22 protein-coding genes are annotated in these 22175 nt (G+C 70.6%); 15 read left to right on the top strand and 7 right to left on the bottom strand.

Translation table 11 applies throughout. The features are described 5' to 3' along the window. Window positions 1-52: 52 nt before the first annotated feature. Window positions 53-1447, bottom strand: a complete 1395-nt coding sequence (locus DEJ47_RS07915) for a metallopeptidase TldD-related protein (protein ID WP_150166288.1) — start codon at window positions 1445-1447, stop codon at window positions 53-55. Next, window positions 1444-2967, bottom strand: coding sequence for a TldD/PmbA family protein (locus DEJ47_RS07910; protein WP_150166286.1), 1524 nt, complete (start codon window positions 2965-2967; stop codon window positions 1444-1446). Before DEJ47_RS07910 ends, DEJ47_RS07915 begins: the two co-directional genes overlap by 4 nt. Before the next feature lie 186 nt (window positions 2968-3153). Here DEJ47_RS07910 and fabG point away from each other — a divergent pair, with 186 nt between their 5' ends. From fabG to DEJ47_RS07895, 3 genes are all read left to right on the top strand, one after another. Continuing rightward, window positions 3154-3873 carry a 3-oxoacyl-[acyl-carrier-protein] reductase gene (fabG, locus tag DEJ47_RS07905; RefSeq protein WP_150166284.1) on the top strand — a complete coding sequence of 240 codons (720 nt, stop codon included), beginning with the start codon at window positions 3154-3156 and terminating at the stop codon, window positions 3871-3873. A gap of 4 nt (window positions 3874-3877) precedes the next feature. After that, entirely contained in the window at window positions 3878-4639 is a 762-nt protein-coding gene (gene fabI, locus DEJ47_RS07900) for an enoyl-ACP reductase FabI (RefSeq protein WP_150166281.1), read from the top strand. Window positions 4640-4779: 140 nt separating this feature from the next. After that, the gene (locus DEJ47_RS07895; RefSeq protein ID WP_223828266.1) at window positions 4780-5097 is read left to right on the top strand and encodes a hypothetical protein; all 318 of its coding nucleotides are present in this window, start codon (window positions 4780-4782) and stop codon (window positions 5095-5097) included. 6 nt (window positions 5098-5103) lie between these two features. Here the strand turns inward: DEJ47_RS07895 and DEJ47_RS07890 are convergent, their stop codons facing one another. Continuing rightward, complete coding sequence (locus tag DEJ47_RS07890) at window positions 5104-5790, bottom strand: FadR/GntR family transcriptional regulator (RefSeq protein ID WP_150166277.1); 687 nt, start codon at window positions 5788-5790, stop codon at window positions 5104-5106. A 131-nt stretch (window positions 5791-5921) separates the two neighbouring features. On the opposite strand from DEJ47_RS07890, the gene DEJ47_RS07885 reads away from it, so the two are divergent. From DEJ47_RS07885 to DEJ47_RS07870, 4 genes are all read left to right on the top strand, one after another. Continuing rightward, entirely contained in the window at window positions 5922-7229 is a 1308-nt protein-coding gene (locus DEJ47_RS07885; protein ID WP_398333123.1) for a CynX/NimT family MFS transporter, read from the top strand. A gap of 63 nt (window positions 7230-7292) precedes the next feature. After that, complete coding sequence (locus tag DEJ47_RS37335) at window positions 7293-7409, top strand: SGM_5486 family transporter-associated protein (protein WP_150166275.1); 117 nt, start codon at window positions 7293-7295, stop codon at window positions 7407-7409. 120 nt (window positions 7410-7529) lie between these two features. After that, entirely contained in the window at window positions 7530-7793 is a 264-nt protein-coding gene (locus tag DEJ47_RS07875; RefSeq protein ID WP_398333117.1) for a hypothetical protein, read from the top strand. Between the two features lie 88 nt (window positions 7794-7881). Continuing rightward, window positions 7882-8400 (top strand): SixA phosphatase family protein, encoded by a 519-nt coding sequence (locus DEJ47_RS07870; protein WP_150166273.1) that lies wholly within the window; start codon window positions 7882-7884, stop codon window positions 8398-8400. Between the two features lie 58 nt (window positions 8401-8458). On the opposite strand, the gene serB is transcribed toward DEJ47_RS07870, so the two are convergent. Together serB and DEJ47_RS07860 are read right to left on the bottom strand one after the other, a co-directional pair. Beyond that, window positions 8459-9673: a phosphoserine phosphatase SerB gene (gene serB / locus DEJ47_RS07865; RefSeq protein ID WP_150166271.1), complete on the bottom strand. Its 1215-nt coding sequence runs from the start codon at window positions 9671-9673 to the stop codon at window positions 8459-8461. A gap of 631 nt (window positions 9674-10304) precedes the next feature. Beyond that, window positions 10305-12158, bottom strand: a complete 1854-nt coding sequence (locus tag DEJ47_RS07860; RefSeq protein WP_150166269.1) for a streptophobe family protein — start codon at window positions 12156-12158, stop codon at window positions 10305-10307. Window positions 12159-12424: 266 nt separating this feature from the next. Between DEJ47_RS07860 and DEJ47_RS07855 the strand changes: the two genes are divergently transcribed. Continuing rightward, window positions 12425-15046: an FHA domain-containing protein gene (locus DEJ47_RS07855; RefSeq protein ID WP_150166267.1), complete on the top strand. Its 2622-nt coding sequence runs from the start codon at window positions 12425-12427 to the stop codon at window positions 15044-15046. A 113-nt stretch (window positions 15047-15159) separates the two neighbouring features. On the opposite strand, the gene DEJ47_RS07850 is transcribed toward DEJ47_RS07855, so the two are convergent. Beyond that, on the bottom strand, window positions 15160-15876 hold the full coding sequence (locus tag DEJ47_RS07850) for a transglycosylase SLT domain-containing protein (RefSeq protein WP_150166265.1): 717 nt from the start codon (window positions 15874-15876) through the stop codon (window positions 15160-15162). Between the two features lie 438 nt (window positions 15877-16314). On the opposite strand from DEJ47_RS07850, the gene DEJ47_RS07845 reads away from it, so the two are divergent. From DEJ47_RS07845 to DEJ47_RS07830, 4 genes are all read left to right on the top strand, one after another. Further along, window positions 16315-17460, top strand: coding sequence for a GAF domain-containing sensor histidine kinase (locus DEJ47_RS07845; protein WP_150166263.1), 1146 nt, complete (start codon window positions 16315-16317; stop codon window positions 17458-17460). After that, window positions 17453-18115, top strand: a complete 663-nt coding sequence (locus DEJ47_RS07840; RefSeq protein ID WP_223828265.1) for a response regulator — start codon at window positions 17453-17455, stop codon at window positions 18113-18115. The genes DEJ47_RS07845 and DEJ47_RS07840 overlap by 8 nt, the downstream gene beginning before the upstream one ends. Window positions 18116-18264: 149 nt before the next feature. Next, the gene (locus tag DEJ47_RS07835; protein WP_150166261.1) at window positions 18265-18510 is read left to right on the top strand and encodes a chaplin; all 246 of its coding nucleotides are present in this window, start codon (window positions 18265-18267) and stop codon (window positions 18508-18510) included. Window positions 18511-18586: 76 nt separating this feature from the next. Beyond that, window positions 18587-18835 carry a chaplin gene (locus DEJ47_RS07830; RefSeq protein WP_150166259.1) on the top strand — a complete coding sequence of 83 codons (249 nt, stop codon included), beginning with the start codon at window positions 18587-18589 and terminating at the stop codon, window positions 18833-18835. 77 nt (window positions 18836-18912) lie between these two features. Here DEJ47_RS07830 and DEJ47_RS07825 read toward each other — a convergent pair whose 3' ends face one another. Further along, entirely contained in the window at window positions 18913-19704 is a 792-nt protein-coding gene (locus tag DEJ47_RS07825) for a hypothetical protein (RefSeq protein WP_150166257.1), read from the bottom strand. Between the two features lie 121 nt (window positions 19705-19825). Here DEJ47_RS07825 and DEJ47_RS07820 point away from each other — a divergent pair, with 121 nt between their 5' ends. The 3 genes from DEJ47_RS07820 (at window position 19826) to DEJ47_RS07810 (ending at window position 22161) form a co-directional block, all read left to right on the top strand. After that, window positions 19826-20623 carry an ABC transporter ATP-binding protein gene (locus tag DEJ47_RS07820; protein WP_150166255.1) on the top strand — a complete coding sequence of 266 codons (798 nt, stop codon included), beginning with the start codon at window positions 19826-19828 and terminating at the stop codon, window positions 20621-20623. Between the two features lie 45 nt (window positions 20624-20668). Next, the gene (locus DEJ47_RS07815; protein WP_150166253.1) at window positions 20669-21097 is read left to right on the top strand and encodes an NfeD family protein; all 429 of its coding nucleotides are present in this window, start codon (window positions 20669-20671) and stop codon (window positions 21095-21097) included. Window positions 21098-21222: 125 nt separating this feature from the next. Further along, complete coding sequence (locus DEJ47_RS07810; protein WP_150166251.1) at window positions 21223-22161, top strand: SPFH domain-containing protein; 939 nt, start codon at window positions 21223-21225, stop codon at window positions 22159-22161. Window positions 22162-22175 lie beyond the last annotated feature (14 nt).

Here is a 22175-nt window from a genome sequence, read left to right as displayed (position 1 = left end):
TCGCGTCTCCTTGGGTGTGCTTACACGGTGCACGTGAGTGCAGGGTCCGAGGTTATACGCCCGGACTGACCGAACTCATATTGAAATCCGGGACGCGCAGCGCGGGCATCGCGGCGCGGGTGAAGTAGTCGCCCCACTCGCGCGGCAGCGTCTTCTCCGTACGGCCCGCCTCCGTCGCCCGGCCGAGCAGGTCCACGGGCGACTCGTTGAAGCGGAAGTTGTTCACCTCGCCCACGACCTCGCCGTTCTCGACGAGGTACACCCCGTCCCTGGTCAGCCCCGTGAGCAGCAGCGTCGCCGGGTCCACCTCGCGGATGTACCAGAGGCAGGTCAGCAGCAGTCCGCGCTCGGTGGCCGCGACCATCTCGTCCAGCGTGCGCTCGCCGCCGCCGTCCAGGACGAGGTTGTCGACGGCCGGTGTCACCGGGAGCCCGGTCAGCTCCGCGCTGTGCCGACTGGTGGCCAGGTGAGCGAGCTCACCGGCGCGGATCCACTCGGTCGCGGACAGCGGCAGGCCGTTGTCGAAGACCGAGGCGTCGCCGCCCGAGGCGTGCGCGAGCACGAAGGGCGCCGACTCCAGGCCCGGCTCGTGCGGGTCGCTGCGCAGCGTCAGCGGCAGTTCGGTGATCCGCTCGCCGAGCCGTGTCGCGCCGCCCGGCTTGGAGAACACCGTGCGGCCCTCGGCGGCGTCACGGGCCGAGGACTGCCACAGCTGGTAGATCAGCAGGTCGGCGACGGCGGTCGGCGGCAGCAGCGTCTCGTACCGCCCCGCGGGCAGGTCGATACGGCGCTCCGCCCACCCGAGGCGCCGGGCGAGCTCCGCGTCGAGCGCGGCCGGGTCGACATCCTTGAAGTCGCGGGTGGCGCGCCCCGCCCACGCGGACCGGGTGCGGTCGGGCGACTTGGCGTTGAGCTCCAGGGTGCCGTTGGGCTGGTCGTGACGGAGGCGGAGCCCCGTCGACGTACCGAGGTAGCTCGACACGAACTCGTGGTTCGCGAAGCCGTACAGCTCCCGGCCGCCCGCGCGGGCCCGTGCGAACGCCTCGCCGAGCGCCGGGGCGAACTCCGCGAAGACCGCCGAGGACGTCTCGACGGGCGCCTCAGTGAAGTCCGGGGAGGCGGCCGTGCCGGTCACCAGCGGCTGCGCGTCCTCGGCGGGCCCGGCCCCGCGCGCGGCCTCCTCGGCGGCCCGCACCAGCGGCTCGAGCTCGTCCGCGGTCACGGCGGAGCGCGACACGACGCCGGAGGCGGTGCCCTCCTTGCCGTCGACGGTCGCGATGACCGTGAGGGTGCGTCCGCGCGTGACGCCATTGGTGGTCAGGGCGTTGCCCGCCCAGCGCAGGTTCGCGCTCGACTCCTCGTCGGCGATCACGACGCAGCCGTCGGCGGTGGACAGTTCGAGGGCGCGCTCGACGATCTCGTGCGGCTTGGTGGCGCTGCGGCTCATCGACCGGCCTCCTGCGTGGTGTTCAGAATGTTCACGCCCCGGAACAGGGCGGACGGGCAGCCGTGCGAGACCGCGGCGATCTGACCGGGCTGGGCCTTGCCGCAGTTGAAGGCGCCGCCGAGCACGTACGTCTGCGGACCGCCGACCGCGGCCATCGACCCCCAGAAGTCGGTGGTCGTCGCCTGGTAGGCGACGTCGCGCAGCTGCCCGGCGAGCCGCCCGTTCTCGATCTTGTAGAAGCGCTGCCCGGTGAACTGGAAGTTGTAGCGCTGCATGTCGATGGACCACGACCGGTCCCCGACCACATAGATCCCGCAGTCCACGCCCGCGATCAGGTCGTCCGTGGAGAGCCCGCCGGGATCCGGCTGGAGCGACACGTTCGCCATGCGCTGCACCGGGACGTGACCGGGTGAGTCGGCGTACGCGCAGCCGTTGGAGCGCTCGAAGCCGGTGAGCCTCGCGATGCGCCGGTCCAGCTGGTAGCCGACCAGGGTGCCGTCCTTGACCAGGTCCCAGGACTGCGCGGCCACGCCCTCGTCGTCGTACCCGATCGTCGCGAGCCCGTGCTCGGCCGTCCGGTCGCCCGTCACGTTCATCAGCGAGGAGCCGTACGCGAGCTTGCCCAGCTGGTCGAAGGTGGCGAACGACGTGCCCGCGTACGCCGCCTCGTAACCGAGCGCGCGGTCCAGCTCCGTGGCGTGGCCGATGGACTCGTGGATCGTCAGCCACAGGTTCGACGGATCGACGACGAGGTCGTACGAACCCGCCCGGACGCTCGGCGCCCGCATCTTCTCCGCCAAAAGCTCCGGAATCCGCGCGAGCTCCGCCTCCCAGTCCCAGCCGGTCCCCGTGAGGTACTCCCAGCCGCGGCCGACCGGCGGCGCGATCGTCCGCATCGAGTCGAACTCACCGCTCGACCCGTCGACGGCCACCGCGGTCAGCTGCGGGTGCAGCCGCACGCGCTGCTGCGTCGTCGACGTCCCCGCCGTATCCGCGTAGAACTTGTTCTCGTGCACGGTCATCAGCGACGCGTCGACGTGCGTGACCCCGTCGGCCGCCAGCAGCCGCGCGCTCCAGTCGGCGAGCAGCCCCGCCTTCTCCTCGTCCGGCACGGAGAACGGATCGATCTCGTACGAGGAGATCCACGTCTTGTCCGCGTGCACCGGCTCGTCCGCGAGCTCCACACGTTCGGTCGACCCGGCCGCCTTGATGACCTGCGCGGACAGCTTCGCCATGGCCACGGCCTGCGAGGCGACGCGCGCCGCCGCGTCCATCGTCATGTCGACACCGGAGGCGAACCCCCAGGTGCCGCCGTGCACCACACGGACCGCGTACCCGAGGTCCGTGGTGTCGGAACTGCCCGCCGGCCTGGCGTCGCGCAGCAGCCAGGACGCGCTGCGCACCCGCTCCAGGCGGAAGTCCGCGTGGTCGGCGCCGAGCGCCCGCGCGCGGGCCAGCGCGGCGTCGGCGAGAGCCCGCAGCGGCAGCGCCGTGAAGGCTTCATCGATGGAATGGGGCACGGATGTCTCCCTGCTGTCGGCTCCGGTCAGCCCCGATCATGTCGCGCCCGGCGCCCCTGCGGCCAGAGGTTTCTGTAGGGATCCGACAGCGAGTCCTCTGAGCCACTGTCGGTCGCCGATTCTCCGTATCGCGACAGGTACCGATAGGTTTTCGAGGTACCAGACCACCAAGGAAAGGGTGATCCGTTGAGCCGCTCGGTTCTCGTCACCGGAGGAAACCGGGGCATCGGCCTCGCCATCGCCCGCGCCTTCGCCGACGCCGGCGACAAGGTCGCGATCACCTACCGCTCGGGTGAGCCACCGAAGCTCCTCACCGACGCCGGAGTCCTCGCCGTCAAGTGCGACATCACCGACGCCGAGCAGGTGGAGCAGGCCTACAAGGAGATCGAGGAGAAGCACGGGAACGTCGAGGTCCTGGTCGCCAACGCGGGCATCACCAAGGACCAGCTCCTGATGCGCATGTCCGAGGAGGACTTCACGTCCGTCCTCGACACCAACCTCACCGGCACCTTCCGCGTCGTCAAGCGTGCCAACCGCGGCATGCTGCGCGCCAAGAAGGGCCGCGTCGTCCTCATCTCCTCGGTCGTCGGCCTCCTGGGCGGCGCCGGGCAGGCGAACTACGCCGCCTCCAAGGCGGGTCTGGTCGGCTTCGCGCGGTCGCTCGCCCGCGAGCTCGGCTCGCGCAACCTCACCTTCAACGTCGTCGCCCCCGGTTTTGTCGACACCGACATGACCAAGGTGCTGACGGACGAGCAGCGCGAGGGAATCGTCTCCCAGGTGCCGCTCGGCCGTTACGCGCAGCCCGAGGAGATCGCCGCCGCGGTGAAGTTCCTCGCGTCGGACGACGCTTCTTACATCACTGGAGCCGTCATCCCCGTTGACGGCGGATTGGGCATGGGTCACTGATCACATGAGCGGAATTCTCGACGGCAAGCGCATCCTCATCACGGGTGTGCTGACGGAGTCCTCCATCGCCTTCCACGCGGCCAAGGTCGCCCAGGAGCAGGGCGCGGAGGTCATTCTGACCGCTTTCCCGCGGCCCACGCTCACCGAGCGCATCGCCAAGAAGCTCCCCAAGCCCGCCAAGGTCATCGAGCTCGACGTGACCAACCAGGAGCACCTCGACCGCCTCGCCGGCGTCGTCAAGGAGGAGCTCGGCGGCCTCGACGGCATCGTGCACTCCATCGGCTTCGCGCCGCAGGGCGCGTTCAACTTCCTGGAGGCGTCCTTCGAGGACGTGTCCACGGCGATGCACGTCTCGGCGTACTCCCTGAAGTCGCTCACCATGGCCTGCCGCCCGCTGTTCGAGGGCGGCGCCTCGGTCGTCGGCCTCACCTTCGACGCGCAGTACGCCTGGCCGAAGTACGACTGGATGGGCCCGGCCAAGGCCGCCCTGGAGGCCACCAGCCGCTACCTCGCCCGCGACCTGGGCAAGGAGGACATCCGCTGCAACCTGATCTCGGCGGGCCCGCTCGGCTCCATGGCGGCCAAGTCGATCCCGGGCTTCGAGGAGCTCGCGGACGTCTGGAACACCCGCTCCCCGCTGAACTGGGACATGGCCGACCCGGAGCCCGCGGGCCGCGGCGTCGTCGCCCTGCTCTCGGACTTCTTCCCGAAGACCACCGGCGAGATCATCCACGTCGACGGCGGCGTGCACATGATGGGTGCCTGATCAGGCGCTCGCCCTGCGTACGTCTGTGGAGGCCCCGTCACCCGCGACGAGCGGGGGGCGGGGCCTCACCCGTTCGGCCCTCTGGCCGGGCGGTCGCGGGGGAGTGACCGGCACTCTGAAGTGTGCGTCTTACAGGTGCGGTGCTCGTGGCTCTCGCTCTTGTGGTCGCCGCGCCGAGCGCCGCGCCGCAGGGGTCTCCCCACACGCGTGAGACGCCCTCGAAACCTCGGCCCTTCGGGTCCGAGTGCCGCACCGGTATCGCCGGCTCCCACGTCATCGCGTACTGCCACAACCCCTACCCGGAGACCGACCGGGTCCGGCTGCACGTGGAGTGCGACCGGTGGTGGGACATCGACACGGACTCCCGGCCCGTCGACGCGGACGCCGCGATGACGGTGCGTCTCACCGGGCGGTGCTGGAAAGAAGTCCGCTCGGTGTGGGTCAGCCACCAGAAGTGAGTGCGGTCAGCTGTCGGCCGTGAAGCGGTCCGGGCGGCACATGAACGGGTAGCCCGCGGCCTCCGTGGCGGCGGCCTCCGCGTCGCCCGCGCGGATCGCGTCGACCAGCCGAGCGTGGTCCATGTGCGCCTCGGGCGTCAGCTCCCCGCCGATGTCCTCGCGCAGCCAGTCCCGCAGCACCTCGCCGAGGTCCGCGTAGAGCGCCGTCATGACGTCGTTGTGCGACGCGGCGACGACGGCCATGTGAAACGTCGCGTCGGCCGTCACGAACGCCTCCGCGTCCCCGGATGCCCACACCTCCTCGCGGCGCACGAGCAGCGCGTCCAACTGCTTGAGGTCCCGCTCCGTGCGGCGCTCGGCGGCGAGCTTCGCCGCACTGGACTCCAGCGTGCTGCGCAGCTCCGCGATGTGCCGCGGATCCGCGTCGGCGAACCTGCGCTGCATCACGCCCGCGAGCTCGCTCGTCGCGACCACGTACGTCCCCGAGCCCTGCCGGATGTCGAGCAGGCCGTTGTGCGCGAGGGCGCGTACGGCCTCCCTGACCGTGTTCCTGGCCACGCCCAGCTGGTCGACCAGCTCGGGCTCGGTGGGAATGCGGGAACCGACCGGCCACTCGCCCGACGAGATCTGGTTGCGCAGCTCGGAGATGACCTGTTCGGAGAGCGCCGAACGGCGAGGGGTGGTCAGCGGCATGACGTTCCTTCGTGCGTGGCCGATGGGTGAGAGGCGATGGGTGAGAGGCGATGGGTGAGAGGTGACGGATGAGAGGCAGTGTGACGCAATCGATTGGACAGCCAATCATCCCATGATTCTATGATGGCTCCATGGCTAGCGAGAAGACCGAGACGATGACCCCGACGGCACAGCCCTCCGCACTGACCGACAGCGCGGAGAAACAGGCCCCCACGCGCGCGTGGGCCACGCGCCTCGTCATCGTCGGCATCGTCCTCGCCGCCCTGAACCTCCGCCCGGCCATCACCAGCCTCGGCGCCCTCCTCGAAGAGGTCCGCGACGGCCTCGGCATGAGCGGCACCCTCGCGGGACTGCTCACCTCCGTGCCGCCGCTCTGCTTCGCGGTCTTCGGTGTGATGGCACCCCGCCTGGCCAAGCGCTTCGGCCCCAGCGCGGTCGTCTGCGTCGGCATGGCCGCCATCGCCGCCGGCCTGATGATCCGGCCCTTCATCGGCGGCACCGCGGGCTTCCTCGCCGCCACGGCCCTCGCCCTCGCGGGCATCGCCGTCAGCAACGTCCTGATGCCCGTCATCGTCAAGCGCTGGTTCCCCGACCGCGTCGGCTCCATGACCGGCCTGTACTCGATGGCGCTGGCCCTCGGCACCTCCCTCGCGGCGGCCCTCACCGTGCCCGTCACCGACGGCCTCGGCGGACGCTGGCAGACCGGACTCGCCGTGTGGGCGTTGCTCGCCGTCGTCGCCGTCATCCCCTGGATCCCGCTCGTCCGCGACCGCGGCCAGACCGCGGCCGCCGTGCCCGAGCACGTCAGCGCCGCCGTACGGCGCGAGGACGACGGGCTGCGCATCACCTCCAGCCGCACCGCGTGGGCACTCGCCGTCTTCTTCGGCCTCCAGGCCACCGCCGCGTACATCACGATGGGCTGGATGCCGCAGATCTTCCGCGACGCGGGCGTCCCCGCGGGCGAGGCGGGCGTCCTGCTCGCCGTCACGATGGCCATGGGCGTGCCCCTGGCGTTCGTCATCCCGCGGGTCGCCACACGCCTCACCAACCAGGGCCCGGTCGTGATCGTCCTCGGTGCGTGCGGTCTCGCTGGTTACGCGGGCCTCTACCTCGCCCCCGCGGGCGGCGCCTGGGCCTGGGCCCTGCTGCTCGGCATCTCCAACTGCGCCTTCCCGCTCGCCCTCACCATGGTCGGCATGCGCGCCAAGAGCAGCGTGGGCGTGGCCAAGCTGTCCGCCTTCGCGCAGAGCACCGGGTACCTGATCTCGATCCCGGGCCCGCTCCTCGTGGGCGTGCTCTACCAGCACAGCGGCGGCTGGGGGCTGCCCCTGGCGCTCATGGCCGGCCTCATGGTGCCGCAGATCGTCGTCGGCACCCTCGCGGGCCGCAACCGCACGGTCGAGGACGAGGTGGCGGCGTCGAGGGGCGCGGCGGCCTGATCCCCCGGCTTCCGGGGCGACCCCGACGCGGAGGGGACGGGCAAAGGGTGCGAGACTGGCCGTATGCCCGTCCTTGACCCGAACCCCCAGAACGGCCAGAAGAAGCTGCTCATCGTGCTCGGCTCGATGCTGGCCATCACCGTGATCATCGGCATCATCGCGTCGATCGCCTCGCCGTGAACCGCCCCCGGACCGGGCCATGGTGGGGGTAGCACCCCCACCCCCTAGGGGGCCAGTGTCAGGGTCAAGTGGGTGGATCTCCGGATGGGTTGAGGAGCGCCAATCGCCTAACTTCGAGTTGTGGCCGCGAAGACGCGGCACGGAGCACTCGAGGACCACGGAGGCGACATGGCGGCCCGACCGGACACCCTGCGCGACGCGGCGAAGTCGGGCAGCATCGAGGTCCAGCTTCCCTGGTGGGCGATCGCCCTTCCCGCCGTCGCCTTCGCGGCGCTGCTCCTGCTGATCCTGAACCCCGTGGACGCGCACGCGGCATCCAGCGAACCGGTGATCACCAACCTCCTGGAGCGGATACAGACGCTGATCCTGCGCACGGCCTCCTGAGGCCGTTCACGGGGGCGTCGTCACCCGCGCCGGGAGACCGCACCAACTCCCTGCGCCCCGTGGCGCGTTTCATGCGAAGCTGGGAAGCATGAGCGTCGCAGAACCCCGCAGGATTGTCCTCTTCCGGCATGCGAAGGCCGACTGGCCGCAGGTTTCCGACCACGAGAGGCCGCTCGCCGAGCGCGGACGCCGGGACGCACCCGTCGCCGGGCGCAAGCTGGCCGACAGCGGCATCGCCTTCGACCTGGCCCTCTGCTCGACCGCCACCCGGACCCGTGAGACCTGGAAGCTCGCCGTCCAGGAACTCCCGCAGCGGCCGAAGACCGTCTACGAGGATCGGGTGTACGAAGCCTCTCCCGGTGAGCTGATCGCCGTGCTCAACGAAACCCCGGACGACGTGCAGAACCTCGTCCTGATCGGCCACAACCCCGGCATCCAGGGTCTTACCGACGTCCTCGCCGGGAGCACCGAGGGTGACGCCAGGGAACGGCTCAACCGCAGGGGCTTCCCGACCGCGGCCTTCGCCGTCCTGACGTACTCCGGTTCGTGGAAGGCGCTGGAGCCCGGCGTGGCCACGCTCGTCGACTACTGGGCGCCGTCCGAGTAGTCACTCCCCCCGCCCGTAGAAAAGGGCCCGGCACCGTCACGGTGCCGGGCCCTTGTCCTCAGTCGGTGTGAGTGTCCGCCGCCTCGACCTCTTCGCGGGTGATGCCGAGGAGGTAGAGGACGGTGTCCAGGAAGGGGACGTTCACCGCGGTGTGCGCCGCCTCGCGGACCACGGGCTTGGCGTTGAAGGCGACGCCGAGGCCCGCCGCGTTCAGCATGTCCAGGTCGTTCGCGCCGTCGCCGATCGCGACGGTCTGCTCCAGCGGGACACCGGCCTCCGTGGCGAAGCGGCGCAGCAGCCGGGCCTTGCCCGCGCGGTCGACGATCTCGCCGGTCACCTTGCCGGTCAGCTTGCCGTCGACGATCTCCAGGGTGTTGGCCTGGGCGAAGTCGAGGCCGAGACGTTCCTTCAGGTCGTCGGTGACCTGGGTGAAACCGCCCGAGACGACGCCCACTTGGTAGCCGAGGCGCTTGAGGGTGCGGATCAGGGTGCGGGCGCCCGGCGTGAGCCGGACCTCGGAGCGGACCTTGTCCACGACCGAGGCGTCGAGACCCGCGAGGAGCGCGACGCGGGCGTGCAGCGACTGCTCGAAGTCCAGCTCCCCGCGCATCGCAGCCGCCGTCACCTCGGCGACCTCGGCCTCGCATCCGGCGTGCGCGGCGAAGAGTTCGATGACCTCGTCCTGGATGAGCGTCGAGTCGACGTCCATCACGACCAGGCGCTGGGCGCGGCGGTGCAGGCCCGCCGCCACGACCGCGACGTCCACGCCGAGCCGCGCGGCCTCTATGGCGAGGGCGGTGCGCAGCGGCTCCGTCTCGGTGCCGGACACCGCGAACTCGACCGCGGTGACGGGGTACTTGGCGAGCCGGAAGATACGGTCGATGTTGCCGCCGGTGGCGGTGATGCTCGCGGCGATCGCGGCCGTCGACTCGGAGGTCAGCGGGTGGCCGAGGACGGTCACCAGCGAACGGCCGAGGCCTCGCGGCCTGTTGTCGCCGATGCCCGAGATGATCTCGGCCTGCATCTTCATGGACTCCGCCCAGCTGTGGACGGTGGCGCGCAGATCACCCTCCAGGCCGGCGGGCGGCTCGGTCACGAGCGCGCACAGCACGATCCGGCCGCGGGTGACGACCTGCTCGATGTCGACGACGTCGACGGAGTAGGCGGCGAGGGTGTCGAAGAGCCCGGCGGTGATGCCGGGGCGGTCCTTGCCGAAGATCTTGACGAGGAGCGTCGGGATGTCGGCGGGCTGAGGGGGCTGCGAAGCACTCATGGTGATCCCTACGGTATCCGCCCTCTTCTCGCGCCCGCCCGCCAGTCCGCCTGCCGGACGCCCCGGTGACTCCGTCCCGATTCCCCCAGTCCGTCCGCCGGACGCCGCCCGTGGCTCCGAACCGGTTCCCGCACCCACCCGGGCACCCGCGGCGCAAGGCACCGCCAGGAACCAACGCCGCAGCCTCCCCGCCTGCCCCGAAGAGCACCTGCGGCCAACCGCCCCGTTTGCTTCGCGGGCCGACGTACCCGCCGAAGCCCATCGCCCGTCCGGCCCGCTTCTTCGAGGCGAGGCCCACCATGGAGACCGATCATCCCGCCCGTGCACCCCCTCGTGACGCAAGGTGCCGCCCAAAGCCGACGGCCCGCCGTTGCTCACCCGCTCCGGCCCGTCTGCCTTGCGGGGTGACGTGCCCGTCGAGCCGATGGCCCGTCTCGCTCGCCGCCCAGGGGCGGCGAGCTCCGCCGATGGAAGCCTTGCGCCCCGCTGGTGCACCCCGCAACGTGACCTCACCGTCGGGGCCGCTCGCCGCGCCCCGCCCTCCCGCTGTGGGCAGGCGTGCCGCAGGGCGGCACGGGTGGGCACAGCCCACGGTGCCGGGGGCGGCACAGCCCACGGTGCCGGAGACCGTTCAGTCGGGCCTCCGCGGGGTCTTAGGGGGTGGTGGCGGAGGTGGAGGCGGGGGTGGCCAGTCTGCGGAGCGGGAGCGGCGTCGGGATGGTGGGGGAGGAGGGACCACCGGACCCCGGACGGTGGGGGCGCCGGAGACGTCCCGGTCGGAGCCCGAAGGGAGCGGCGCCTCATGAGGGGACTCCGGCGGGCGCCCAGCCCCCGGTGGCCCACCAGACCTCGCCGCCCCCGCGGCCCTCGAATCCGTGCGCAAGTACGGGTTCGTATCCGGGTTCGGCGGCCGGTACGGCGCCCTGGGCGCGTACGGTCCCGCCCCCGAATCGCCGGGCCCGTACGGCCCCGCCTCCGGATTCCGAGGCGCATACGGCCCCGCCCCGGAATCCCCAACCACATACGCCCCCGCCCCCGCAGGCACGGCAGCGGAACCCCGACCCCCGGGTAGACCCCCCGCGCCGGAGGCGAGGGCCAAGGGTGCCGCCCGGCCACCCGCCGCCCCCGTGAGCAACGCGAGCCCCGCCCCCGCCAGCCCCGCCCCGAACCCCCACGCCGCACCCAGCAGCGCCGCCATCCCCACCCGTCCGTGCACCTCGATCCCCGCGTCGAACGCGTCGAAGCCGAACACGGAGAGCGAGGCGTCCGCCGAGACCTCCGTCAGCCACACCAGGAGCGGCAGGCCCAGCGCGGTCACGACCGCGAGGCGTACCCCGCACCGCCCCGCGAACCCCGCCGCGGACAACGTGTCCCGGGCGCGTGGAGTGCGTACCGCCGTCAGCACGCCCGCGAAAAGCATCGCCATGGCCGCCGCGACCCCCAACAGCCATACCCTGCCGTCGAGTTCGGCGAGTCGGCCGAGGGTCAGGGCCTGGTCGGAGGGACCCGTCAGGAGGTCGTCCACCGGGTCCGGCAGGAAGCGTGTGAGCGCGCCCGTCGCCCTGCCGTCCCACGGGACGAAGAGGCCGACCGGCAGCCCGAGCCACACCCCGTTCGGCGCCCCGAGCAGCGCCGCGCCCGCGATCCGCTTCGGATGGTCGTCGCCGATCATCGCGTACGCCGCCGCGGCGAACCCCGCGGCGACCGCCGTCAGCGCCACCGTGACCAGCGCGGACACGGCAGGACGCACCACCCGGTGCAGGCCGTCCGCAGCGCGCGGCAACGGCGTGCGGCGCGAGGCGAGGAGGGCGATGAGGAGGACGCCGGTCACCCAGACCGCGCCGCCGAGCAGCGTCGGCCCCGTGTCGACCGTGAACCCGACCGACGCCTTCGCGTCCACGAGATCCCCGAGCCGGCCGGGGAGCAGTCCACCGATGTCGCCGATTCCACCGGGCAGCTTGTCGCCGATACCGCCCGGCAGCTCGTCGATGCCCTTCTCGATTCCCTTGTCGATCCCGAGCTGCTCGCCGTCGATCGTGACGAGGTCGTGACCGACCCAGGCGAGCCCCGCGAGCATCCCGAGGAAGAGGACGATCACCGCACCCGCACGCGCGACGAGTTCGGCGGGAGAGATCACGACCCCCGCCCCACGCAGCGAACGCAAGAAGAAGTGGGCGAGCAGGAGCGCTCCGACCAAACCCACACCGAGTGGCGCAATATCGACTGTCGTGGTCGCCTCGGCGTCGTCCAGACCGAAGGCGGAGACGTCGCCGGACGGCGTGACCGAACCTCCCGCGCCCAGTGCGACGGTGGCCGCCGTCAGCGGCCCGAGCGCGGCCACCGCGTCCGCGCCGAGCAGATGCAGGGCGAGCGCGGCCGTCCCCGCCATGCCCACCAGCGCCCAACTGACCGCGGCGATCGCGGAGAGCAGCACATCGCCCCACCGCACGCCCCGGCTCTCGCCGTTCCGTTCCTCGGCCTGCATCAGGACCCCCCGGACCGCAGCGCGTTGCCCTGAATGCACTTAATGCTCTCAATGAGCATGATCCGTATGCACTGGTGGGCGCTTACTACTCTCCGGGGCGATTTCTTCTCCGTCAACGGGGCAACCCGTCACGCGCGTACGCAGTCTTCACAAGGCCCGACTTTCGGTCAGAGCCCTCCGCCTGAAATAGTTCCTCCCGATGTTCGACATCCCTAGACTCCCCATCGATGGGGGCTAGCTCGGGGGACAACTCAGTGGGGCATGGAGTGCCGGAACTCGTACTGGAATTGAATGGCAGGACCTGGACGCTCGACGCGTCCAGGCCGTACACCCTCGGACGTGATCCGCAGGGGGATATCTCGCTCGACGACGCCAGGGTGTCCTGGCGTCATGCGACGATCAGCTGGAGCGGCCGTAGTTGGATCATCGAGGACCACGGCAGCACCAATGGCACCTTCGTGCAGGGCCAGCGGATCCACCAGATGGAAATCGGTCCGGGCACGGCCGTGCACCTCGGCAACGCGACCGACGGTCCGCTGGTGAACGTGTCCGGTGGCGCCGCGGCCGCGGCCGTCTCCACGCCGCAGCACGCTCAGCAGCACGCGCCCCAGCAGCACCAGCAGGAAGCACCCGGCTGGGCCGCTCAGGCAGCGCAGCAGCAGGCACCCCAGCAGCAGGCCCCGTACCAGCCGCAGCAGCAGGGCTGGCAGCAGCAACAGCAGCCGCCGCAGCAGCACCAGGCGCCGGTGCACCAGCAGCAGCCGCCTCAGCAGCAGCACCAGTCGCACGTGCCCCCGCAGCAGGGCGGCCCGTCCGAGCAGTACGTACAGAAAACTCCGGGTTCCGGCGGCGTCGCGGGGGCCCCGCCGGTCCACGGCGACCGCAGCCCGACGACGTTCCACCAGCTGGCCCTGGGCCGCAAGATGCGGATCGGCCGTGCGCTCGAGAACGAGCTGGTCGTCTCCGACCTGCAGGTCTCGCGCCACCACGCCGAGTTCACGGCGACGCCCGACGGCCGCTTCGAGATCCACGACCTCGGGTCCCACAACGGCACGTACGTCAACGGCCAGCCGATCGCGAAGTCCTCCACGGTCACCATCGGCCCGAACGACATCGTCGGCGTCGGCCACTCGACCTTCCGCATCGTCGGCGGACAGCTCGAGGAGTTCGTCGACACCGGTGACGTCTCCTTCTCGGCCCGCCACCTCACGGTCACGGTCGACGGCGGCAAGCAGATCCTCAAGGACGTCTCCTTCGGCGTCCCGGAGAAGTCGCTGATCGCGGTCATCGGCCCCTCGGGTTCCGGCAAGTCCACCCTGCTCAAGGCGCTCACCGGCTACCGGCCCGCCAACCAGGGCGACGTCCTGTACGACAACAGGAACCTCTACAAGCAGTTCGCCGAGCTGCGTCAGCGCATCGGTCTGGTCCCGCAGGACGACATCCTGCACAAGGAGCTGACCGTCAAGAAGGCCCTCAAGTACGCGGCCAAGCTGCGCTTCCCGGCCGACACCACGGAGGCCGAGCGCGAGTCCCGCATCGACGAGGTGCTGCGCGAGCTCAAGCTGGACATCCACAAGGAGAAGAAGGTCACCTCCCTCTCCGGCGGCCAGCGCAAGCGCGTGTCGGTGGCCCTGGAGCTCCTGACCAAGCCCTCGCTGATCTTCCTGGACGAGCCGACCTCCGGCCTCGACCCGGGCATGGACCGCGACGTCATGCAGCTCCTGCGCGGCCTCGCCGACGACGGCCGCACGGTCCTCGTCGTCACGCACTCGGTCGCCGAGCTGGCGATCTGCGACAAGCTCCTGGTGATGGCGCCCGGCGGTTCGGTGGCGTACTTCGGCCCGCCGGAGGAAGCCCTCAACTTCTTCGGCTACAGCACCTGGGCCGACGTCTTCTCCGCCTTCGAGAACTACCGCGACTACGACTGGGCGGGCCGCTGGAAGGGCTCGCAGCACTACCAGATGTACGCCGCGGACATCGACGCCGTCGCCGCGCAGTCCGTACAGATGCCGCCGCCGCAGGCGGTCAGGCCACCGAAACCGCAGGGCTGGGGGTCACAGCTGTGGACCCTGATCCGGCGCTACGTCTCCGTGATCGCCTCCGACAAGGGCTTCATGGGCCTGATGGTGATCCTGCCCGCGGTCCTCGGCATCGTCAGCGTCGTGATCCCGGCCGACTTCGGCCTCGCGCCACCGAAACCGCCGGTCAAGTTCAACGGGGACGCCGGCACCATCATGCTGATCCTCGCGGTCGGCATGTGCTTCTCCGGCGCGGCCAACTCCGTACGTGAGCTGATCAAGGAACGGGTCATCTACGAACGGGAACGGGCCACCGGCCTGTCCCGCTCGGCGTACCTGATGTCCAAGGTCATCGTCCTCGGCGTGATCACGGCCCTCCAGGGCGTCATCATCTGCGGCATCGGCTTCGCCCCCCGCGAGCTGCCGGAAGAGGGCCTCATCATGCCCCCGGCCGCGGAGATCTGCCTGACGATCATCGCGCTCGGCTTCACGTCGATGATGTTCGGCCTGGTCATCTCCTCGCTGGTGAAGACCTCCGAGAAGACCATGCCGCTCCTGGTCATGTTCGCGATCGTCCAGGTCGTGTTCACCGGCGTCCTCTTCCAGATCTACGGCTCGCCCGGCCTGGAGCAGTTCGCCTGGCTCATGCCGTCCCGCTGGGCCATCGCAGGCGCGGGCGCCACGCTCGACCTGGCGCACCTCATGCCGCCGTGGGACCCGAAGAAGCCGAACGACCTCGACCCGCTGTGGGAGCACTCCGCGGGCCAGTGGGGCCTCAACATCACGATCCTGATCCTGCTCGGCGTCATCTGCGGCTTCGCGGTCGCGCGCCTGCTGCGCCGCCACGAGCCGGAGGTCATGCGCAAGTGACCCGGTGCCCTCGGGCACACGAGAAGGGCGGCACCCCGCACGGGGTGCCGCCCTTCGGCGTCTCGCGAACCTCAGCGTCGGCTGAAGAGGTCCAGTGATCAGGCGATCAAGGCTCAGTAGGCGCCGTTCACGTTGTCCATCGAGCCGTACCGGTCGGCGGCGTAGTTGGCCGCGGCCGTGATGTTGGCGACCGGGTCGTAGATGTTCGTCGAGGTGCCCTCGACGTGATAGGCGTCGAACGTCGGCTTGATGACCTGGAGCAGGCCGATCGACGGGGTGCCGTTGATCGCGTTGATGTCCCAGCCGTTCACGGCGTTCGGGTTGCCCGAGGACTCACGGATGATGTTGCGGTGCAGGCCCTCGTAGGTGCCGGGGATGCCCTTGGACTTCATGATGTCGAGGGACTGGCGGATCCAGCCGTCGAGGTTGTTGGCGTAGACCGGCTTGCGGGCGGCGGCCCGGCTGGCGGCCTCCTTGGCCTTGCGCTCGTCCTCGGCCCGCTTCTTCGCGGCGGCCTCGTCGGCGCGCTTCTTGGCCTCGTCGGCCTTCTTCTTCTCGGCGGCGGCCTTCTCGGCGGCGTCCTTGGCCTGCTTGTCGGCGTTGGACTGCTGCTTCGAGACGCTGGCGTGGACGGCCTGCTGCGCGTTGGTGCCCGCGGCGAAGGCGACGGGGGAGACGTCGCCGGCGGCCTGGGTGGTGGCCTCGGAGTTGCCCGGCACGAGGGAGAACGCGAGGGCGGCGGCGCCGAGCGTGGCGACACCGGCGATCGAGAGCTTCTGGCTCTTGGTCACGGTCGAGCGACTATGACCAGGAAGGCTGTGCTTGGACATGCGAGATGGACCTCTTCGGATAGCGGAGGTCGCTCTGAACCGGTGGGGGACAGGGTGCTTCTCCGGCAAAACGCCGCGGTGCAGAGACCGCGGCGCCGAGCGACGGGAGCAATTCTTAGCGGCAGCAAAAATCTGTGGCAAAGGTGTGACGTACGATCGCGCATAGTGGATCAGTCGATCCGCACAAGCCTCCGACGGCACGCATCCCCGTGACATTAAGGGATTCTTTAACTCCTAGGGACCTTCGTACGTGATGTGCGTCCTATGCGCGGGCTCACATCGAACACGTAACAGTCTCACCATGAGTTGCCCGAGCAACGCTCTCCGTGAGGGTGCCCATCGCGGCGCGCACGGACCATGGACCTAGGCCCCGCGCCCTAGGCGCAGGCCTCCACAGGGCGGATACGCACGGTCACACCCCGCCGGTAGCGTGGGTCCATGAGCCAAGGACCCCGATCCGGCCTGACCGCGGTGAGCTCCGCGCTCCTCGCCATGAGCAGGCACCTCGAGGTGCGCGACGTCCTCAAGACGATCGTCGCCTCGGCCCGCGAGCTGCTCGACGCCGAGTACGCCGCGCTCGGGGTCCCGGACGACCACGGCGGCTTCGCCCAGTTCGTCGTCGACGGGGTCAGCGACGACCAGTGGAAGGCCATCGGCCCGCTGCCCCGGCAGCACGGCATCCTCGCCTCGATGCTGCAGAAGGGCGAGACCGTCCGCCTCGGCGACGTGCGCGAGGACCCGCGCTTCGGCGGCTGGCCCTCCGCCCACCCGGACATGTCCGACTTTCTGGGCGTGCCCATCCGCTCCGACGACGAGACACTCGGCGCGCTCTTCCTCGCCAACAAGAAGTGCCCCAAGCCCCAGGGCATGTGCGGCTTCACCGAGGACGACGCCGAGCTCCTCGCCATCCTCGCCCAGCACGCCGCCATCGCCCTCACCAACGCCCGCCTGTACGAGCGCAGCCGCGAGCTGACCATCGCCGAGGAACGCTCCCGCCTCGCCCACGAACTGCACGACGCGGTCAGCCAGAAACTCTTCTCGCTGCGCCTGACGGCCCAGGCCGCCGCGGCCCTCGTGGACCGCGACCCGTCCCGCGCCAAGGGCGAACTGCAACAGGTCGCGGTGCTCGCGGCCGAAGCCGCCGACGAACTGCGCGCCGCCGTCGTCGAGCTGCGCCCCGCGGCCCTCGACGAGGACGGCCTGGTGGCCACCTTGCGCACCCACACCCAGGTGCTGCACCGCGCGCACTCCGCCGAGGTCACCTTCGAGAGCAACGGGGTGCGCGCCCTGCCCGCCTCCCAGGAAGAAGCCATGCTGCGGGTCGCCCAGGAGGCCCTGCACAACGCTCTGCGCCACTCCGGCGCCGAGCACGTCGCCGTGTTCCTGGACAAGCGCGGCGCCGGCGCCGCGCTGCGCGTCGTCGACGACGGCTCGGGCTTCGACCCGAGGACGGTGCGGAGGGCAGGGCGCCACCTCGGTCTGGTCTCCATGCGGGACCGGGCGAGCGGGGTCGGCGGACGGCTGACCGTGGATTCGGAGCCCGGCAAGGGCACAACGATCGAGATGGAGGTCCCCGGTGGCTGACGCGGTGCTCAACACAGGGACGAAAATCCGGGTGCTGCTCGTCGACGACCACCAGGTGGTCCGCCGAGGCCTGCGCACGTTCCTGGAGATCCAGGACGACATCGACGTCGTCGGAGAGGCGTCGGACGGCGCCGGAGGAGTCGCCCAGGCCGAGGAGCTGAAACCGGACGTCGTCCTGATGGACGTCAAGATGCCCGGCATGGACGGCGTCGAGGCGCTGCGCAAGCTCCGCGAACTGGCCAACCCCGCGCGCGTGCTCATCGTCACCAGCTTCACCGAGCAGCGCACGGTCGTCCCGGCCCTGCGCGCCGGCGCCGCGGGATACGTGTACAAGGACGTCGACCCGGACGCCCTCGCCGGCGCCATCCGCTCCGTGCACGCCGGGCACGTGCTCCTGCAGCCCGAGGTGGCGGGCGCCCTCCTCTCCCAGGAGGAGACGGGCGGCGGGCAGGGCAGGGGCGGCTCGCTCACCGAACGGGAGCGCGAGGTCCTCTGCCTGATCGCCGACGGCCGCTCGAACCGCGAGATCGCCCGCGCCCTCGTCCTCTCCGAGAAGACCGTCAAGACCCATGTCTCGAACATCCTGATGAAGCTCGACCTGGCGGACCGCACCCAGGCCGCGCTCTGGGCCGTACGCCACGGCGTGACCGGCTGAGACCGCCCCGTCGCCCCGTCGACCCGCGGTCTGAGATTCATACCGTCGTGTGGATGTCCCCCGGATGGCGTATCCCCGGGGGCGTTCGGGCGTTCTCCAGTGCGTGCTGCGGCGGCTGGCCGCAGCTTCTGCTCAGGAGGAACGTAGAAGTGAAGAACCTGAAGAAGGCCGCTGCCGTCACGATGGTGGCCGGCGGCCTGGTTGCGGCCGGCGCCGGCATGGCTTCCGCCCACGGTGGCGCGCACGCCGACGGAGTCGCCAAGAACTCCCCCGGTGTCGTCTCGGGCAACCTGGTCCAGGCCCCGGTCCACGTCCCGGTGAACGTCTGCGGCAACACCGTCACCGTCATCGGCGGCCTCAACCCGGTGTTCGGCAACGTCTGCAAGAACTTCTGATCGCATCCTGCGAGCAGCACGCCCCCTGGCCCCGGCATCCCCGGGGTCACCCATGTCAGCAGGAGGAGCACGTCCCATGAACAGCATCGCCAAGAAGGCCGCACTCGCCGTCGTCGCCGCCGGTCTCGCCGCGGGCGCGTCCGCCGGAGTCGCCTCCGCCACCTCGGACGCGCAGGCCGACGGTGTCGCCACGAAGTCCCCGGGCATCGGCTCCGGCAACCTCGTCCAGGTGCCGGTCGACGTCCCGGTCAACGCCACCGGCAACAGCGTCAACGTCATCGGTGTCCTCAACCCGGCGTTCGCCAACCACACGGTGAACCGCTGAGGCACAAGCCCCGGCGCGGGCCCCGCGGACCGAGACGGTCCGCGGGGCCCCCGCGTCATCCGCACGAGGACAGGACCTCAGCGCCCGCCGCCCCGCTCCCGCTCCTCCACATACGAGTTGAACGCGGCCACCTGCGCCCGCCGCGCCGTCCGCTCCACGGGCCGCAGCGCCTGCCCACGCGCGGCCATCTCCGACGCGCTCACAGCCCCGCCGTGCCCGTTCTCGTACGCCAGCGAGATCAGCAGACCGACCCGCTGAGCCAGCTCGAGGACCCGCACCGCACGCGGCGGATAACCGGGCGCGAGCAGCTCGCGCCCCCGCTCCGCACGCGCCCGGTACGCGTCGAGCGCCGCCTCCGCCACCGGCCCCGACCCGGCGACGTCGAGCCGCGACAACACCTCCGTCGCCTCCCGCAGCGCCTCCGCGAGCTCCCGCTCCGCCTCGCCGAGCGAGGGGACATCGGCGGGCGGCGCCTCACGCACGGGCAGGCAGTGCCAGACGACCTCCACATGGACGTCGCCGTCGGGCCCCGCCTCGTACACCTCGGGCACGAGCCCGTACGGCGCGCCGAAACCGACGACGGCCTCCTCCGCCTCCAAGGCGCGCGCATTGAACTCGGGCGGCCCGCTCAGCCCCAGCGGATGCCCCGGCGCGGGCAGCGCCACCCGCAGACCGGTCACCCCCAGCGAGCGCAGCCGTCCCATGGCGAGCGTCAGACCGACCGGGCCCGATTCCCCGGGAAGTCCTTCGACGCGGTGCACCGCGTCGTCGCCGACCATCGCGAGCACGGCGTCATCCGGAGAAACAAGTCCGGCCAAAAGGGCATTTCCCCATGCGGCCAGGCGTCCTGAGCGTGGTTCCGAGAGCATGCACACAGCCTAAGGACCGGCCTCACGACAGGAACGGTCGGCCGGTGGCGTAGGTTTTATCCGGGGGCCGCGTCCACAGGCGCGAGCGACGACCGAGACTGCAATGGGAGACAGCGCGCTCATGAGCGATGTACTGGAGCTTGAGGACGTATCTGTGGTCCGCGAGGGCCGGGCTCTGGTGGACCAGGTCTCCTGGTCGGTCAAGGAAGGGGAGCGCTGGGTCATCCTCGGCCCCAACGGCGCCGGCAAGACCACCCTCCTCAACGTCGCGTCCAGCTACCTCTACCCGAGCACCGGCACCGCCACCATCCTCGGCGAGACCCTCGGCAAGCCCGGCACGGACGTCTTCGAACTGCGCCCGCGCATCGGCGTCGCCGGCATCGCGATGGCGGAGAAGCTGCCCAAGCGCCAGACCGTCCTCCAGACGGTCCTCACCGCCGCCTACGGAATGACCGCCGGTTGGCACGAGGACTACGAAGACGTGGACGAGCAGCGCGCCCGCGCCTTCCTCGACCGCCTCGGCATGAGCGACTACCTCGACCGCAGGTTCGGCACCCTCTCCGAGGGCGAGCGCAAGCGCACCCTGATCGCCCGCGCCCTGATGACCGACCCCGAGCTGCTCCTCCTCGACGAGCCCGCCGCGGGCCTCGACCTCGGCGGTCGCGAAGATCTCGTACGCCGCCTCGGCCGCCTCGCCCGCGACCCGATCGCCCCCTCGATGATCATGGTCACGCACCACGTCGAGGAGATCGCGCCCGGCTTCACCCACGTCCTGATGATCCGCCAGGGCAAGGTCCTCGCCGCGGGCCCGCTGGAGTTGGAGCTCACCTCCCGCAACCTCTCCCTCTGTTTCGGCCTCCCGCTGGTCGTCGAGCAGCGCAACGACCGCTGGACCGCCACGGGCCTCCCGCTCAGCTGATCGGCGCCCTGTCCCCGGAGGGACCCGCGGTCCTACGATGACCACGTGGACATCGACGCATGGGTGTGGTGGCTGATCGGGGCCGCCGCGCTCGGAATCCCACTCGTACTGACCGCGATGCCGGAGTTCGGCATGCTCGCCGTCGGCGCCGTCGCGGCCTCCGTGACCGCGGGCCTCGGCGGCGGCGTCGTGCTCCAAGTCGTCGTCTTCGCCGCGGTATCGGTGGCGCTCATCGCCGTCGTACGCCCGATCGCGACCCGGCACCGCGCCGGACGGCCCGAACTGGCCACCGGAGTCGAGGCCCTGAAGGGCAGATCCGCACTGGTCCTCGAACGGGTCGACGGCTCCGGCGGACGCATCAAGCTGGCGGGAGAGATCTGGTCGGCCCGCGCCCTCGACACCGACCGTGCCTACGAAGCGGGCCAGGAGGTCGACGTCGTGGAGATCGACGGAGCGACGGCCGTCGTCATGTGAATGCCCCACGGGCGGTACGACGGTCTGACAGACTCGACCAGCAAGATCTTCGCGACCGCGCGGAATCTTTCGGGAACGCGGAATCTTTCGGGAACACCGAGGCATGAAGGGTACGGGGAACCACGATGCAACCAATCATCATCGTCCTGATCATTCTGGTGGTGCTGGTATTCATCGCCCTGATCAAGACCATCCAGGTCATCCCACAGGCCAGCGCCGCCATCGTCGAACGCTTCGGCCGCTACACCCGCACGCTGAACGCCGGACTGAACATCGTCGTCCCGTTCATCGACTCGATCCGCAACCGCATCGACCTGCGTGAACAGGTCGTCCCCTTCCCGCCGCAGCCCGTGATCACCCAGGACAACCTGGTGGTCAACATCGACACTGTCATCTACTACCAGGTGACCGACGCCAGGGCCGCGACATACGAGGTCGCCAGCTACATCCAGGCGATCGAGCAGCTCACCGTCACCACCCTGCGCAACATCATCGGTGGCATGGACCTGGAGCGGACCCTGACCTCCCGCGAGGAGATCAACGCGGCCCTGCGCGGCGTCCTCGACGAGGCGACCGGCAAGTGGGGCATCCGTGTCAACCGCGTCGAGCTCAAGGCGATCGAGCCGCCGACCTCCATCCAGGACTCGATGGAGAAGCAGATGCGCGCCGACCGCGACAAGCGCGCGGCGATCCTCCAGGCCGAAGGTGTACGGCAGTCGGAGATCCTGCGCGCCGAGGGCGAGAAGCAGTCCGCGATCCTGCGCGCCGAAGGTGAGGCCAAGGCCGCCGCCCTGCGCGCCGAAGGCGAGGCCCAGGCGATCCGCACGGTCTTCGAGTCGATCCACGCGGGCGACCCCGACCAGAAGCTCCTGTCCTACCAGTACCTCCAGATGCTCCCGAAGATCGCCGAGGGCGACGCCAACAAGCTCTGGATCGTGCCCAGCGAGATCGGCGACGCCCTCAAGGGCCTCGGCGGCGCACTCGGCAACTTCGGCCCGCTCGGCGGCGGTTCCGGCGGCTCGGCCCCCGCCACCGAGCGCCGCGAACAGCCCCCGATCGACTGACGAGCCACGACGGT

It is taken from the genome of Streptomyces venezuelae (assembly GCF_008642355.1).
GTDB classification, from domain to species: domain Bacteria; phylum Actinomycetota; class Actinomycetes; order Streptomycetales; family Streptomycetaceae; genus Streptomyces; species Streptomyces venezuelae_B.
Note: the sequence above shows the minus strand (reverse complement) of the source record. Positions and strands in the feature narration are given on the sequence as shown.